The following is a 14701-nucleotide window of genomic DNA, read 5'->3' on the forward strand; positions in this document are numbered from 1 at the left end:
TTCTCGTCGAGGTGGTCGCCGGCACAGTGCGGGGGTAGCCGGCGACCACCCTGAGCGGGATCACGGTGGTCATCAGTCCGACATGCCGGCGATTTCGCACTCGTGCAGTTCTGTGATGCACGGTGCGCTCCGCCTCTGACAGGCCCTCTCGACGTCTCCGCCACCCTGACAGCCGTGCACGCGACCTCTTGAGGGCCGTCCCTCATCACGGCGCCTGGAATGGGGCGCAGCCTGTGATCGCCGCCGGACGTACGCCACCGACGAAGAGCATCGAGCCCGAAGGCGCAGGTTCCTTCGACGTGACCTCCACTGACACGGAGAGCCTCACCGAGCGAGCGTTGCGACGCTGACGACCGCCGATCGCCGCGTCTGACGCGAAGGCTCGCAGCCGCCGGTCCACACACGGCACAATGGCGCCCACAGGGACTGATGGAGGGATGGCCATGACTACGGTCGAAAGCGGCACCGCGCTCACCTGCGGTCACGAGGGCTGCGGCTGCCAGGTTCGCATCGACGAGGTCTGCAACTGCTCCGGCGCAGGCGACAGCTACACCTGCATCTGCGGTGCCACTCTCGTGGAGAAAACCGACGCCTCCCCGATCTCGGGCGGCGCCGTGCTCACCTGCGGCCACGATGGCTGCGGCTGCGCTGTTCGCATCGAGGCGGGGTGCAACTGCTCTGGCGGAGGCGACAGCTACACCTGCATCTGCGGTGCGCCTCTGGTCGCGAAGGCCGCCTGAGGTTCCGGGGCTGGCGAGCGCCCCCTCCGGGATCCTCAGCGGACCACGACCTCCCCGAGCATGTGGGGATGGATGGTGCAGCGGTACGAGTGGGTGCCGGACCGGCTGAAGGAGCGGTCGAAGCCGCCCGAGCTCTGGTCGGGGCTGGCGAAATCGTCACCGGTGACGTTGTGCGGGTTCCTGCCGCCCCACTGCCACTCCACCGTCGCACCCTCCGGCACGGTCAGGACCTGGGGCGTGAAGCTGTTGTCCTCCACTCGCACGGTGGCGGTCGCGGCGGCGGTGGTCCGGGTTGTCGTCGGGGTGGCGAAGCCGCCAGGCGACCGATTGCCACACCCGACGGTCAGCGCCACCACGCCCAGACCCGTGACCGCCCACCGCAGGGTTGCCGCGTTCACAGCAGCCACGGACGGGGTCAGACGTCGCCGTACTTCGTCCAGCTGGCTCCGCCGTCGGTGGAGCGCCACACGTGGACACCCCACTGGAAGGCGAGCAGGTCACCGTTGGGAAGCCCGAGCGCGTAGTCGATCAGCGGCTGGTCCAGGACCCTGGTCCACGTGGCTCCCCCGTCCACCGAACGCCACACCCCGCGGTTGTGGTCGGACTCGGTGGCCACCATGCCGAAGAGCGCACCCACGGTGGACGTGAAGGACACCACGCTGTCGAAGCTGAGGGTGGTCTGGACCCGCTCCCAGGTCTGCCCTCCGTCGCGGCTGGTGGTCACGCCGCCATGCTCTGTGGTGGCGACCAGGCAGGTGGTGCACGCCGACCACTGCGCCACGGAGTTCATCGAGGTTGGGATCGTCGGTGTCGCCGGGACGCTCGGCGTCGCGTCGCTGGTGATGTCGAGGCCATCCTGGGTCGAGTAGAGAAGCGACGCCCCGCTGTCGTAGATGGCGGTGATCAGTGCGTTGGTGGACAGCGCCTGCTGCCAGTTCCGACCGCCGTCGGTGCTCCGGTAGATGCCCTGACCGTTGATCGAGGCCCACGTCACCCTGCCATCGGGTGAGGCGACGAGATTGGTGACCGATACCCCCGACGGTAGTCCCTGGACCGACATCCACGTCCTGCTGTCGCCGGAGCTCCTGACCTCGGCGGGCCCGCTCATCGACATCGAACCCGTGGCACCGCCGGGGGTGGACCCCGCCGTCGTCGAGGACGAGCTCATCGAACCCATGCCCTGCATCGAGCCCATGGATCCGCCGGTGGAGTTGCCGCCGGTGATCGAGCCGCTGCCCGCGGCGCCCTTCATCGACGACATCCTCATGAAGGAGCCGACGTATCCACTCGGGACCCTGACGAGGGCGGCCACCATGCTGTCACCGGCGGTGGTCACCGGCTGCCAGGTGTGGCCGCCATCCTCGCTCCGCCGCAGCCCGTAGTGCGTGGCGATGAGGATCTCGTTCGGGCTCGCGCCCAGGACCGCGCCGTGCACATGGTTGGCGACCGCGTCTCCCGTCGCCACCGCGTGGGGGCTCGACCCTGTCGCCGGTGGCGATGAGCTTCCGCCACAGGCACAGGCGAGCAGCGAGCCGAGCCCGACCGCCACCATCCCGCCTCGGGATCGCGATACGCCTCCCATCATCACGAGACCCCCCCTGACCACCGATCGCACAGCCGGTACGCGGAGATGATGATGGATCCGCCCGCCCCTCTGCCAAATCTGTTATGGCGCAACCGAAAATGGCATCAGAGGCGGCTGGGCTGTGCGCTAGCCGGCGCTCAGGAGGGACTCCTCCAGCTCGCCGCTCTTCACATGCCTGACGAAGGTGCGGAACTGGTCCACGCTGATCTGGATCTGCTGACCGAAGTCATCGGTCATGACCACGCGCCGGTCCTCGGGCGCGTCCGGTGCAAGGAAGAGCTCCGGGCAACCGCAGTGGCAATGGCAGCAGAACTTCATCACCGGAACCCGACGCGCATCGCCGTCCATGTGCCGCACCTCCTACCGAGACTGTCATGAACCGTCATCGCTGTCGCATGGTACTGAAGGCCGGCCGATCCGTCCACAGGTGCAGCGCTTCGTGCGTCCCGGCGATCCTGGGTGGGTGACGGGCGTGGACCAAGCAGGGTGGGAGGGCGGCCGGCATCGGTGCCGGCCGCCCGCCCTCGCCGGGCTGGGCTACTTCCTCTTGGCGCAGGTGCAGTCGGGGCTGCACTTGTCCTCGGCCGTGCACGCGCAGTTGGGGCCGCACTTGCAGCCGGCGCTGCACCCGCAGCCGTCAGCCATCTTGATCCTCATCGGTCCACCTCGTCTTCGCCACTGATCATCGGGCCCGAGCGGTCCGGGCCGACGCCGGGTACCATACCCCCTCGGGGCATATGGCGTCAATGGGGCCCCCCGCGAAAGTGGCAACGGCTGCGAAAACGGCAACGGCCCGCACGACGGATGCAGATGCCGTCCGTGGCCGTCCGTGGCCGTCGCGGCGTCGTGAGGCGCTGACCCGTTTGCCGTGGTCGCACGTCTCGCAACAACCGAACTCGACGCCTCCCGCACCACACGCTATCCTCTGCGCGATGCGCGGCCATGCACGCCACCGCTGGACGGCAGCCGGGGCCGCCCTGCTTCCGTTGCTGGGCGTGTGGCTGGGCCACACCGCGGAGTACGTGCGGGTACACGGCCCGGCCGGTCTGCGCGAGGAGCTCGCCGGCACGGTCCACGGCTACATGCTCCCCGCCGGCATCCTGCTGGCGCTCCTGGCCGCCGCCGCCGGAGTGCGTTGCGCGCAGGTCTGGCAGGAGCTCGGCCGGCGGCTGCACATCGCGCGCGACACCCTCGCCCACGCGTGGAGGGGCGCGAGCGGCCCGGTGCCGGTGACGCCGCACCCGCTGCCCCGGAGCGGGCCGCTGCGCCTCTCCTCGGTGCTGCTCCGGCTGGCGCCGCTCCAGCTGGCGCTCTACGTGCTCCAGGAGAACCTCGAGGCCTGTCGCGCCGGCCTCGCCGCGCCCGGGCTGGGCGCGATCGGCGGCGCTCACCGGGCGGCGCCGCTGGTCCACCTCCTGGTGTCGGCCTGCCTCACCGCCGTCGTCGTGCTCCTCCAGCGGGTGCTGTGCCGGCGAGGCCGCGCCGTGCTCGCCTGCCAGCGCCTCGCCGGGGTGCTCCTCGCCGCCCTGCATCGCTCCGCGGCGGCGCCGCCGCCGCGGCCGATCTGGATCGCCTCCCCGCGTGACCGGTGGACCCTCCACCTCCTCCGCCGGCCCCCACCGGCCGCCCAGCCCGCCTCCTGACGTCCCGAGCGGGCCGTTCACAGCCCGCCGCCGCCCCCAGTCGCGGCGCAACCGTCAACAGGTAGCAGGTGGTCATGGTCTCCAGTGGTTTCCGCGTACGTCCCCGGTCCCGCTCAGCCGAGGTGGTGGTGGTGCACGCCCGCGTTCGCGAGGTCGTCCATGACCGCGAACATGTACACCATTCCCGACGCCATGAGGATGCGGCCTCCCCGGGTGACCGCATCCCACCACCGCCGGATCGCGCCACCGGAGGCCTCCTGGGCCAGGCGGCACCCATCCACGAGCACGTTGACCATGAAGTACGCGATCAGGATGGTGGTCAGGGTGACCACGGAGAGGCCGGGCAGGGCGAACATGTAGACCATGGCGCCGTTGGCGACCGCGTGGTGCAGCTTCGCGAGCATCTCCCGGCTGTGCTCCGACCTGCGGCTGCGTGCGGCGCCCATCAGGAAGTAGGCGGTGGCGGCGGCGAACACCGCCTGCCAGAGCCCTCGGATGAGAGCGCCTCCCATGAACGGCCCGAACATGAACACCATCCCCGCCGCCATCAGGGTGTGGGAGGCATGCTGCTCACGATGCGCCGACCCGGCGACGTGCCGGGTCAGGCAGCGGGTCGCGCAGTACAGACCGATGAGGGTGAAGGCGAGGAGGAAGAACCACCAGACGCCAGCAGGTCCCTCTCGGTGCGCCATCATCGAGACGGTCCCCCCGAGCGGTGTGCAGTCGGTCCACAGGGTACCGCCTCTGCGTCAATCGTGCACCCCGATGCGAAAGTGGCAACGCTGGCCAATTCGGTGCAGTCCGCGGGGTGTGCTTGCGTCCCACCCCGGGTGGGGTGGACCGGTCTCCACGACACCGACCGATCGCCGCAGGTGTTTCAATGAGCGCCGCCCCCGGCACCGCTGAACCCGCGGCGGCCCTGCGCCACCTGGACCTCGACATCACCGGGATGACCTGCGGCTCCTGCGCCGCTCGCATCGAGCGCGTGCTCGGCCGCATCTCCGGCGTCGCCGGGGTCAGGGTGAACTACGCCACCGGCCGGGCCGATGTCGATCACGACCCCGAGCTGGTCGACGTGCACGCCGTTGTCGCCGCCGTTCAGCGGGCGGGCTATGCGGCTCGTGACCGCGACCCCGCCGCGGCCGCTCCCGCCACCCCCGAGGCAGACCATCGGGGGGAGGACGGGCTGCGCCGCAGGCTGCTCGTCGCATGGCCGCTGACCGTCGCCGCGGTGGTGCTCAGCATGGGCTGGCCGCACCAGGGCTGGGCGCGTGCGACCGTCGCCGTGCTGGTCACCCCGGTCGAGTTCTGGGCCGGCCTGCCCTTCCTCCGCGGCGCGGTCGAGCGCGCCCGGCGCGGGGGCACCAGCATGGACACCCTGGTCGCCCTGGGCACCCTCACCGCGTTCGGCTACAGCACCTACGAGCTGCTCACCGCCGGCGGCGGCCACGTGCACAGGGTGGGCGGGCACCTCGGCCTCGGCGGCCACCTCCACTACGACATGGCCGCGCTGATCATCTCCTTCCTGCTGCTCGGCCGGTGGATCGAGTCGCGAGCGCGGCGCCGGGCCACGGCCGCGATCGGCGGCATCCTCTCGCTGACCCCGGGCGAAGCCCTGCTGGTGGTGGGGGGAGGCGCGGAGGTGGAGGAGCGGCGAGTGCCCGTGGGCACGCTGCGGGCCGGCGATGTGGTGCGGGTGCGCCCCGGAGACCGCATCCCCGCCGATGGGCGGGTGCTCGAGGGTGCCAGCGCGGTCGACGAGTCGATGCTCACCGGCGAGCCTGTCCCCGTCGACAAGCGGGCGGGTGACGCCGTGACCGGGGGCACCCTCGCGGAGCATGGCGCCCTGCTCGTCCAGCTCACCGCGGTCGGCGCCGATACCGCGCTCGCCGGGATCGCCCGGCTCGTCGAGGAGGCGCAGGCACACAGGGCGCCGGTGCAGCGACTCGCCGACCGCGTCGCGGGCGTCTTCGTGCCGGTGATCATCGGCCTCAGCCTGCTCACCGCGACCGCCTGGCTGGTGCTGCGTCACGATCCGGCGCAGGCCACGCTCGCCGCCACCGCGGTGATGATCGTCGCCTGCCCCTGCGCGCTCGGGCTGGCCACCCCGGTCGCCCTGATGGTGGGCACCGGGCGGGCGGCGGCGTGCGGCATCCTCATCCGCAGCGGCGAGGTGCTGGAGCGCTGCGGCCGCATCGACACCGTGGTATTCGACAAGACCGGCACCCTCACCACCGGTCGCATGAGCGTCCATGAGGTGATCGCGGTCGACGGCGATTCCGCCGGGCTGCTGCGCCTCGCCGCCGCGGTGGAGCGCGCCTCCGAGCATCCCGTCGGCGCCGCCCTGGTGCAGGCCGCCCGCGATCGCCGGCTGGACGTGCCCTTCGCGCTCGACTTCGCCGCCTGCGCCGGTCTCGGGGTTCGGGCGCGGGTGGAGGGTCGCGAGGTGATGGTGGGGCGTTGCCAGCTGTTCACGCAGTCGGGCATCGACCTTCCGGCCGCCGTCCACGTCGCCCTCGCCCGGGTCGATTCCGAGGGATGGACGGGGGTGGTGGTGGCCGCGGACGGCCGCGTGCTCGGGGTGATTGCCGTCGGCGACACGCTCCGTCCCGAGGCGGCGGCCGCGCTCGCCGAGCTGCGCGAGCTCGGGATCGAGGTGGGGATGCTCACCGGCGACGCGGCCGGTCCCGCCGCCTCGGTCGGCGGGCGGCTGGGCATCGACCGGCTGCGGGTGCTGAGCGGCCTGCTGCCGGGCGCGAAGGCCGCCGAGGTGACGCGCCTGGGCACGGTGGGGCGCCGGCACGTCGCGATGGTCGGCGACGGGGTGAACGATGCTCCCTCGCTCGCCGCCGCCGACCTCGGCGTCGCCATCGGCGGCGGCTCGGACGCCGCCGTCGACAGTGCCGGGATCACCCTCCTCTCCGCCGATCTGCGCGGAGTGCCGGCGGCGCTGCGGGTCGCCCGCGCCACCCACGCGGTGATCGTGCAGAACCTCGGCTGGGCCTTCGGCTACAACACCGTGGCCATCCCGCTGGCGGCCTCCGGCCTGCTCGACCCGGTGGTCGCGGGCGCGGCGATGGGCTTCTCGAGCGTCGCCGTCGTCGCCAACTCGCTGCGGCTGCTGCGTGTCGACCGCTCCCGCGGCATGCGCCGCCGGGCTCGCCTCAGCGGCCTCGCACGCCGCCGCGCGGTGTTGCTCGCATGGGTGGCTCCCGCGCTGCTGCTGGGCACCGTGGTCGGCGCCGTGCAGGTGCTGTCCCCGGGGCGCGAGCAGCAGCTGCTCACTCCCGCCTCGTCATCCCCCGTCGTCTCCACCGCCATCCCGGCGGGCGGGAGGCTGGCCAGCTACCTCGACCCCGCCACCGCGGGGTGGAACCAGCTGCACCTCACCTTCTTCACCAACGCCGGCGACGAGCTGGGCATCGCCAGCGTGAGCCTGGTGGCGCTCGGCGCCGACGGACGGCGGCTGCCGCTGCAGGCGCGACGGTTCGGCGACGGCCACTTCGTCTCGGACGCCCAGCTCAGTGCGGGTGTGTGGCGCATCCAGGTCGACGCCACCACCGCGGACGCACGCCGCCTCTCGCTGGAGACCCGTCAGACCGTCGCCCCGAACGATCAGACCCCATCCAGGAGGTAGGACACGTGATCACCGTGACTCTGCGAGTCGACGGAATGACCTGTGACGGCTGCGAGCAGAGCGTGCGCCGGGCCGTCGAGCAGGTGCCCGGGGTGACCGAGGCCACCGCCGATCACCAGGCCGGCATCGTCGCCGTGCGCATGCTCGAGAGCTCCGACATCGTCGCGGTGCGCGGCGCCATCCTCGACGCGGGCTTCACCACCGGCACAGGGCACGCGTCGGACGTCTAGGTCCCTCCTCCGCCGACGACGTGGAGGCCGTCGCCAGAGGGTGTGGCCGAGCCAGCCCTCCAGGACGTCGGGAGAGCCCGTCGAACGGGCCCTCCCCGGGGAGATCACGAGGTGCACGCTCGCACCGCGGGCGAGCGAGACCCGTTCCTGACTACGCGGTGGCCGTGCGCCGGCCGAGGGCGGCGACGAATACGGCCACGAGACCGACGACCAGGGCGATGACGGCCACGACGAGGGCGTGGGTCGCGCTGTCGTCGGCACTGCTGGTTCCCTGCTTCGCCGATGCCTGGACGGCGTCGATGCGTGGGGTCTGCTTGTCCACCCGGGTCGCGAGCTCGGCGGAGGAGGGCACCTTGTTGGGCCACTGCGCCGCGGTGCTGTCCTGCACCGTGTTGAAGGTCTTGTCGCTCGCGGTCACCGTCTCATCGACCGGCGTGCCCTTGACCGCTCCCTTGAGGTGGAAGGTGTAGTTGCCCGGCGCGGTGGGGATGAAGTGCATCTCGTACTCGCCGGGGATGCCCAGCCCGGTGTCGGGATCGGAGGTGGGGATCAGGGGCATGGGGCCCATCTTCTGAGCACCCAGGCTGACGTCGACGGTGAGGTCCTTGTCGGTGATGTCGGTGACCGGGCTGTCGCCCTGCTTGACGATCACCTGGACGGCATTGTCGGAGCCGACGTACGCGGGCTCGTGCACCCATCCCAGGGCGACCGTCAAGGGGCCGAAGGGGTGCACATCGTGGGCGGCGGCGGGGTGGACGATCGCCAGGCTCATCGTCGCCGCGGCGGCGACGGCGACGATCCGGATCGTGGACAGCGTTCGCATCGGAGACTCCCTCTCTGGTGTCTGGTGCGCGCCAGGGTGACGCGCGAGCATTCGCCATTCCTCGGGCCGGGGCCGACCCTCCGCCCCTCGCGTCGAATGCGAGGCCACGGCGGCAGACCTCCGGTTCCCGAGGTGCACGGGAACGGCGGGTTGGATCCCCGCGCCGCTCCGCGTCAGGGAGGGGGTCAGGCGGGTGGCGGCCGGCTCCAGAGTTGAGCGCCGAAGCGCTGCAGTGGGGTTGGGCTCCATGAGACCGACGCGCGCCGGGGTGTGGGGACACACCGACACGCCCGGCGGAGCGCGGCGACGAGGCGTTCGCAGTGGTGCAGCCGCGAGGCGCGGTCGTGGATCTGCCGGCTGATGACCGCCACCACGGCGGCGAGCAGCAGGGCCACCCCGCCATGGACGAGCGGTGCCGCCCAGTGCACTCCCGCGACCGCGCCCAGGCCGGATGCACGCCCGGTGGTGAGCACCGCCTCGAGGTTCTCCTGCAGGAGGTAGAGGCCGATCTGCCCGAGCGCGAGGGGCGGCCACAGGAGCAGGATCGAGATGGTCTCGGTGGAGCATGGCGGGGGCTCGTGGACGAGCGTGGAGGTCCGCCCCCTCAGCGCCCTCACCAGCAGCGAGTGGGCGACCTCGAGGCGGCGTCCCAGCCCCCTCCAGAGCCGCCACGCCCGCACCCCCAGATGCGCGGCGATCAGGGTCAGGAGAGCGCCGAGCGGCAGCATGTAGAGGTGCGTCCCGCCGAGCACCGTGGCGCGCAGCCCGAGGCCCCCCCCAAGTCGCAGGTACTCGAGGCAGTGGCCGAGCCACACTCCGAGGAAGGTCAGCAGGACTGCGCCCGCGCCCACCAGATGCCGCTGCCCCCGTCCCCTCATGGGCGGGAGGATAGCGCAGTGATGACACGTCGGTCGTGACCGATCTCGGTGTACTCGCGAGCAGTCAGGATCATCACGACAGGCGGTCACTCCGGGGCGGCGCCGTGAGCATCTCGGTCTGCTGCAGGTCGCGGCCGACCTTGCGAAAGCAGCAGCACTGGTGCCACTTTCGTCAGCGAATCCGGCAATCGCACCGGGGTGGCGGACCCACTCTGGTCAGCGTATTCTGTCCGGATGGTTCGTGGGCGGCAACGACGGCTGTTCGCGCCCACCCTGGTGCTGGTGGCACTGGTCGGCACCTGGTTGGCGCACACCCTCGAATACCTGCATGTGGCCGGCGGTGCGGGGTTGCGCGCGGAGCTGTTCGGCTCCGTCCACGCGTACATGCTGCCGGTGGGCGCGCTGCTGCTGGGCCTCTCGGCGGCCGGCGGTGTGGGCTGGTGGCGGGCCTGGCAGGCCATGGGTCGCCGGCTGGAGGCCGTTCACTCCGCACTCGCCGCCACCTTCCGCGGCCACCGCACCGTCGCACCGCCAACGATCACCGCGACCCCGTCGGGTGCGGCGCGCCTGGGCTCCCTGGTGATGCTGCTCGTCGCGCTGCAGCTGGGCCTCTACCTCGTCCAGGAGAACCTGGAGGCGGGGATCTCGGGCGCGCCGATGCCCGGGCTGAGCGCCGTGCTCGGCGCGCACGCCGCCGCCCCGCTCGTGCACCTCGCCGTCGCGACCCTGCTCGCCAATCTCATGGCGATCGCGAACCGGACGCTCCGGCGTCGCGGCGAGCGCATCAGCGGGGTCGCCCGGCTGCTGGTCGTCCTCCTCGCCATCCTCGCTCCCACGCCTCCGCCGCCGGCTCCGGCCGCGGCGTGGCGGCCATCCGCCCTCGACCGCCTCGGGCGCCACCTCTGGAGCCGCCCGCCCCCGACCGCTCTCCCCGCTCGCTGATCCCGGCCGGCGCGGCACACCCGCGCGGCCACAACGAGACAGGAGGAGAACCGTGCTCGCAAGCACCGTACGTCCGCATGGATGGCCCGTCATGGAGAGCCGCCCGGAGAAGCAGGTGCGGCTGGAGGCCGAGCTCACCGCCATCGACGAGAACATCGTCGACCACCCCAGCACGCTGCGGCTCGCGGAGCTGCTGGCCACGCGAAAGCGCGTGTACGAGGAGCTTCATCCCGGCAGCCGCCACGGCGGGGCCCCCGGGCGCGCAGGGGGTGGCAAGGCACTCCGCAGGGAGGCGGGGCTCCCGCTGGTTCGCTCTCACGCCGCAGACGCCGCCGCCTGCACCGGGCTCGCGGACCGCAGCGTGCGGCAGCTGGTGCAGATCGCCGAGGACATCCCCGCGCCGCTGCGCGATCTCATCCGCGACACACCGCTGGCTTCGCGTCAGCGATGGCTCCTGGGGATCGCCCGTCTCTGGCGCGACCCCGAGGAGCAGCGCCGCCGGATCAGCGCGGCGCTGCCTCCGAGCCACCCCGAGGGTTGTCGCTGAGCCGGAGAGCCGGGACGGCCGCCCGCCGGCGGGTGGCCGTCCTTGCGGCGGCACCAGCGGTGGTCAGCCGGCGGTCCTGCCCGGCAGCGACGGAATCGTCCGTGGCTGGAAGACGAACGTGCAGTCCGACTGGCCGAGCACGTGCACGTTGGCCCACCCGACGGACGTCGCAGGGAGCGACGCCGGTAGGGTGAAGAATCCGTTCATACAGATCGCTCCCACGGTGTTCGCGAGAAAGCCGCGTCCGGCGACCTCCCTGGCGCCGCCACAACCGGCGCCTCGCAGCGCAACCGTTCCGGGACTGGCACCGGGCAGCGGTCCCAGGCCCAGCAGCAGCCTCCCCTCCATCGGGATGTCGGCCTGCGGGATCGGGTTGTTGGGGTCGGCGCGCAGCGGCTGAAGCACCGAACCGTCGTTGAAGCGCATGACGCATTGATCACACGTGAACCGCGCCGAGTCCGCCCTGAGGGCACCGTTCCCCGGGTCGATCCAGAACTGCACACTGGCATGTTCGATGGCGCCGATCTCCGGCCCCGTCTGACTGTTGTTCACGACGCCGGTGACCGGATCGATCTGGGTGGCGCCGAAGGGTCCGGAGAAGCTGAATGTCACCACGCCCCTGGTGGGATCCAGGTTCTCGAAGCTGCCCACGACATGGAATTTGAGGACGAGCTTGCGAAGCGCATCGTCGGGGGTGGGAAGGATCGCAGCGTGCACGGGCGCGGTCGCCCCTCGTTGGGAGACGACACTGCCGGTCAACCCCGCCGCCATGGCGAGGGCTGCGGCGGAGAACCAGAATTTCTTCACGAATGTACCCCGGAGGCACGGCAGAGGCCGTCACGGAACGCCGCCTCCGTGACAGTGACGACGGCACCCGCGCAGGTGGACCGTCGCCCTGGCCGACCCGCCCGGTCCGTCGCCCCGGCAACATACCATGAGCAATCACACATATAGTGATACCAAACCGGAATGGCGTGATCAGCGGGTCGCATGACATCCGCACACCCTGCGAGACCGGTGAGGGGCGGGAGCGACCGGGAGCTGCGAGGCCAGACGCGCCTCGACCCTCAGGCGGCTTCGATCCGGCAGATCGGCACGTCCTGGGCGACCGTGTCGCCGACCCTGGCGGCCAGCTCACGGACCACGCCGTCGATGTGGGCGTGCACGCCGTTCTCCATCTTCATGGCCTCCACGACGGCGACGAGGTCGCCGGCCGTGACCCGCTGCCCCTCCTCCACCGCCAGGCGGACGACCGTGCCCTGCATCGGGGCACGGACGACGTCGCTCCGCGCCGGCTGGTCGTGGCCCCGCAGGGACCGGTCGGCGATGCCCGCCGCGACCGAGGCGGCGGCCGTCCCCCGGAGCAGGGCGAGACCCGGCAGCCGAACCCTGAGCGCCCGGGTGCCGATGCGGACCGCGACGGTGTCCGGAGGAGGATCCGGGACGGCGCCGGGTGGGGTGGCGCTGACGCCACCGGTGAGGTGGTGCTCCTCGATCCACCGCGTGTGGATGGCGAAGCCGCGGCCGTCGCCGACGAAGTCCGGGTGCTCGACCACCGAACGGTGGAAGGGGACGACCGTGGGCAGGCCCTCGATCCGGAGCTCGGCGAGGGCGCGACGGGCCCGGGCCAGCGCGTGGGTGCGGTCCCGGCCGGTGACGATGAGCTTGGCCAGGAGCGAGTCGAACCGGCCGCCGACGACGCTGCCGGCCGCGACGCCGCTGTCGATGCGGACGCCGGGTCCGCCGGGGAGCTCGAGGGCGGTGATGGTGCCCGGCACCGGCAGGAAGTTCCGGGCGGGGTCCTCGCTGTTCAGCCGGAACTCGAAGGCGTGGCCGCGACTGACGGGCTCGGCGGGCAGCTGCAGTGGCTCGCCCGCGGCGATGCGCAACTGCTCGGCCACGAGGTCGAGCCCGGTGGTCTCCTCGGTGACAGGGTGCTCGACCTGGAGCCGGGCGTTCACCTCGAGGAAGGACACGGTGCCGTCCTCCGCGACCAGGTACTCCACCGTGCCCGCGCTCTGGTAGCCGACCTCCCGGCAGATGGCGACGGCGGACTCGTGGATCGCCTGCCGCTGGCCGTCCGTCAGGAACGGGGCCGGCGCCTCCTCGACCAGCTTCTGGTGGCGGCGCTGCAGCGAGCAGTCGCGGGTGCCGACGACGACCACCGTGCCGTGCGTGTCCGCCAGCACCTGCGCCTCGACGTGCCGGGCCCGGGGCAGGTAGCGCTCGACGAAGCACTCGCCACGTCCGAAGGCCGCGGTCGCCTCGCGCCCCGCCGAGGCGAACAGCTCGCCGATGTCCTCGGCCCGATGGACGATCTTGATCCCCCGTCCCCCGCCTCCGAATGCGGCCTTGATCGCCAGCGGGAAGCCGTGACGCTCGGCGAACTCCTCCACCTCGCCGACGTCGCTGATCGGCCGGTCGGTCCCTGCCACCATGGGAGCGCCGACGCGGCGGGCCACGGCGCGGGCCGAGACCTTGTCGCCGAGTGCACGCATGGCCGGGGGCGGCGGACCGATCCACGTCAGACCGGCGCCGATGACGGCCTCGGCGAAGGAGGCGTCCTCGGCGAGGAAACCGTACCCCGGGTGGACGGCGTCGGCACCGGACTCCCTGGCCACCCCCAGCAGCGCGGTGCGATTGAGGTAGGTCTCCGCCGGTGCGTCGCCCGCAAGGCGGTGGGCCTCATCGGCCAGACGGGTGTGGGGAGCCCCCTCGTCGGGATCGGCGTAACAGGCGATGCTGCGCAGCCCCGCATCCCGGCAGGCGCGCACCACCCGGACGGCGATCTCGCCCCGGTTCGCGACCAGCACCGCGGTCACCGCTCTCGTGGTCACGACCGGCTCGCCGCCACGCCCGCTCGCTCGAGGACCTGGCGGGCCAGGCGGAGGTGGACGGCGTCCACCATCCGCCCGTCGACCACGGCCACTCCGAACGTGATCGCCGCCTCGACGACGCGCCGGGCGGCGGCGACCTCCGCCTCGCTCGGAGTGAACACGCCATGGGCGAGCGTGACCTGCCGGGGGTGCACGCACAGCTTCCCCGCGTAGCCGAGCGCGCGACCCGCCTCCGCGTCGGCCACGAAGGCGTCGTCGTCGTCCAGAGCGACGACGGCCTGGTCGATCACCGGTGTGCCGGCCAGTCGCCCCGCCAGCACCACCTCGCTGCGAGCGTGGAGGACCTCGAGCCCGCCGGGGGTCCGCCGGCCGCCGACGTCGGCGATGAAGTCCTCGGCGCCGAAGTAGGCGGCGGTGACGGCGCCGGTGCCGAGGACCTCGCGCGCCCGGCCCACCCCGAGTGCCGTCTCGACACCGACCACCAGGCACGCCTCGGCGCCCAGCGCGGTGGCGAGCCGATCGCCCAGCCCGGTCACGGCCTCGGGGTCGTCCGCCTTCGGGAGCACGACCCCGGCCGCGCCGCCGGCGACGGCGGCGGCCACGTCCGCATCGTGCCACGGCGTCCCGGGCGGGTTCACCCGCACCAGCACGGTGCTGCCGGGCACCCGGAGCTCCGCCCCCTGCACCGCCTCGCGGGCGGCGTCCTTGCCGGCGGCGGACACGGCGTCCTCGAGGTCGACGACGACCACGTCGGGTCGCCACCGTGGCACCTTGGCGAGCAGCTCGAGCCGGTGCCCGGGGACGAACAGGACGCTGCGGAACCTCATGCGGACGCCGGC

16 protein-coding genes and 1 pseudogene are annotated in these 14701 nt (G+C 72.3%); 8 read left to right on the forward strand and 9 right to left on the reverse strand.

What is annotated here, in order from left to right; all coding sequences use genetic code 11:
- Positions 1–437: 437 nt before the first annotated feature.
- Both VGL20_20335 and VGL20_20340 read left to right on the forward strand, forming a co-directional pair.
- Positions 438–566: pseudogene (locus VGL20_20335) on the forward strand (metallothionein).
- A gap of 33 nt (positions 567–599) precedes the next feature.
- Positions 600–740 (forward strand): metallothionein, encoded by a 141-nt coding sequence (locus tag VGL20_20340; protein HEY2706037.1) that lies wholly within the window; start codon positions 600–602, stop codon positions 738–740.
- Positions 741–775: 35 nt separating this feature from the next.
- Here the strand turns inward: VGL20_20340 and VGL20_20345 are convergent, their stop codons facing one another.
- Together VGL20_20345 and VGL20_20350 are read right to left on the reverse strand one after the other, a co-directional pair.
- Positions 776–1138: an amidase gene (locus VGL20_20345; GenBank protein HEY2706038.1), complete on the reverse strand. Its 363-nt coding sequence runs from the start codon at positions 1136–1138 to the stop codon at positions 776–778.
- 17 nt (positions 1139–1155) lie between these two features.
- Positions 1156–1734: a sialidase family protein gene (locus VGL20_20350; GenBank protein ID HEY2706039.1), complete on the reverse strand. Its 579-nt coding sequence runs from the start codon at positions 1732–1734 to the stop codon at positions 1156–1158.
- 28 nt (positions 1735–1762) lie between these two features.
- Here VGL20_20350 and VGL20_20355 point away from each other — a divergent pair, with 28 nt between their 5' ends.
- Positions 1763–2122: a hypothetical protein gene (locus tag VGL20_20355; GenBank protein ID HEY2706040.1), complete on the forward strand. Its 360-nt coding sequence runs from the start codon at positions 1763–1765 to the stop codon at positions 2120–2122.
- Positions 2123–2451: 329 nt separating this feature from the next.
- Here VGL20_20355 and VGL20_20360 read toward each other — a convergent pair whose 3' ends face one another.
- The gene (locus VGL20_20360) at positions 2452–2673 is read right to left on the reverse strand and encodes a hypothetical protein (GenBank protein ID HEY2706041.1); all 222 of its coding nucleotides are present in this window, start codon (positions 2671–2673) and stop codon (positions 2452–2454) included.
- A gap of 584 nt (positions 2674–3257) precedes the next feature.
- On the opposite strand from VGL20_20360, the gene VGL20_20365 reads away from it, so the two are divergent.
- Positions 3258–3968, forward strand: a complete 711-nt coding sequence (locus tag VGL20_20365; protein HEY2706042.1) for a hypothetical protein — start codon at positions 3258–3260, stop codon at positions 3966–3968.
- A gap of 113 nt (positions 3969–4081) precedes the next feature.
- Here the strand turns inward: VGL20_20365 and VGL20_20370 are convergent, their stop codons facing one another.
- Complete coding sequence (locus tag VGL20_20370) at positions 4082–4660, reverse strand: DUF5134 domain-containing protein (GenBank protein HEY2706043.1); 579 nt, start codon at positions 4658–4660, stop codon at positions 4082–4084.
- A gap of 188 nt (positions 4661–4848) precedes the next feature.
- Between VGL20_20370 and VGL20_20375 the strand changes: the two genes are divergently transcribed.
- Both VGL20_20375 and VGL20_20380 read left to right on the forward strand, forming a co-directional pair.
- Positions 4849–7605 carry a heavy metal translocating P-type ATPase gene (locus tag VGL20_20375; GenBank protein ID HEY2706044.1) on the forward strand — a complete coding sequence of 919 codons (2757 nt, stop codon included), beginning with the start codon at positions 4849–4851 and terminating at the stop codon, positions 7603–7605.
- Positions 7606–7610: 5 nt separating this feature from the next.
- Positions 7611–7835 (forward strand): cation transporter, encoded by a 225-nt coding sequence (locus tag VGL20_20380; GenBank protein ID HEY2706045.1) that lies wholly within the window; start codon positions 7611–7613, stop codon positions 7833–7835.
- 151 nt (positions 7836–7986) lie between these two features.
- Here the strand turns inward: VGL20_20380 and VGL20_20385 are convergent, their stop codons facing one another.
- A complete protein-coding gene (locus tag VGL20_20385; protein HEY2706046.1) occupies positions 7987–8658 on the reverse strand; it encodes a hypothetical protein in 672 nt (223 codons plus the stop codon).
- Between the two features lie 185 nt (positions 8659–8843).
- A complete protein-coding gene (locus tag VGL20_20390) occupies positions 8844–9509 on the reverse strand; it encodes a hypothetical protein (protein ID HEY2706047.1) in 666 nt (221 codons plus the stop codon).
- Positions 9510–9770: 261 nt separating this feature from the next.
- On the opposite strand from VGL20_20390, the gene VGL20_20395 reads away from it, so the two are divergent.
- Positions 9771–10478 (forward strand): hypothetical protein, encoded by a 708-nt coding sequence (locus VGL20_20395; GenBank protein HEY2706048.1) that lies wholly within the window; start codon positions 9771–9773, stop codon positions 10476–10478.
- 91 nt (positions 10479–10569) lie between these two features.
- On the forward strand, positions 10570–11025 hold the full coding sequence (locus tag VGL20_20400) for a hypothetical protein (GenBank protein HEY2706049.1): 456 nt from the start codon (positions 10570–10572) through the stop codon (positions 11023–11025).
- Between the two features lie 63 nt (positions 11026–11088).
- On the opposite strand, the gene VGL20_20405 is transcribed toward VGL20_20400, so the two are convergent.
- The 3 genes from VGL20_20405 to VGL20_20415 all read right to left on the reverse strand — a co-directional run bounded on the left by VGL20_20405 (position 11089) and on the right by VGL20_20415 (position 14689).
- The gene (locus VGL20_20405) at positions 11089–11832 is read right to left on the reverse strand and encodes a hypothetical protein (protein HEY2706050.1); all 744 of its coding nucleotides are present in this window, start codon (positions 11830–11832) and stop codon (positions 11089–11091) included.
- 260 nt (positions 11833–12092) lie between these two features.
- The gene (locus VGL20_20410) at positions 12093–13862 is read right to left on the reverse strand and encodes a biotin carboxylase N-terminal domain-containing protein (GenBank protein ID HEY2706051.1); all 1770 of its coding nucleotides are present in this window, start codon (positions 13860–13862) and stop codon (positions 12093–12095) included.
- A complete protein-coding gene (locus VGL20_20415; GenBank protein HEY2706052.1) occupies positions 13859–14689 on the reverse strand; it encodes a CoA ester lyase in 831 nt (276 codons plus the stop codon). Before VGL20_20415 ends, VGL20_20410 begins: the two co-directional genes overlap by 4 nt.
- Positions 14690–14701 lie beyond the last annotated feature (12 nt).

It is taken from the genome of Candidatus Dormiibacterota bacterium (genome assembly GCA_036495095.1).
In the GTDB taxonomy this organism is placed as follows: domain Bacteria; phylum Chloroflexota; class Dormibacteria; order Aeolococcales; family Aeolococcaceae; genus CF-96.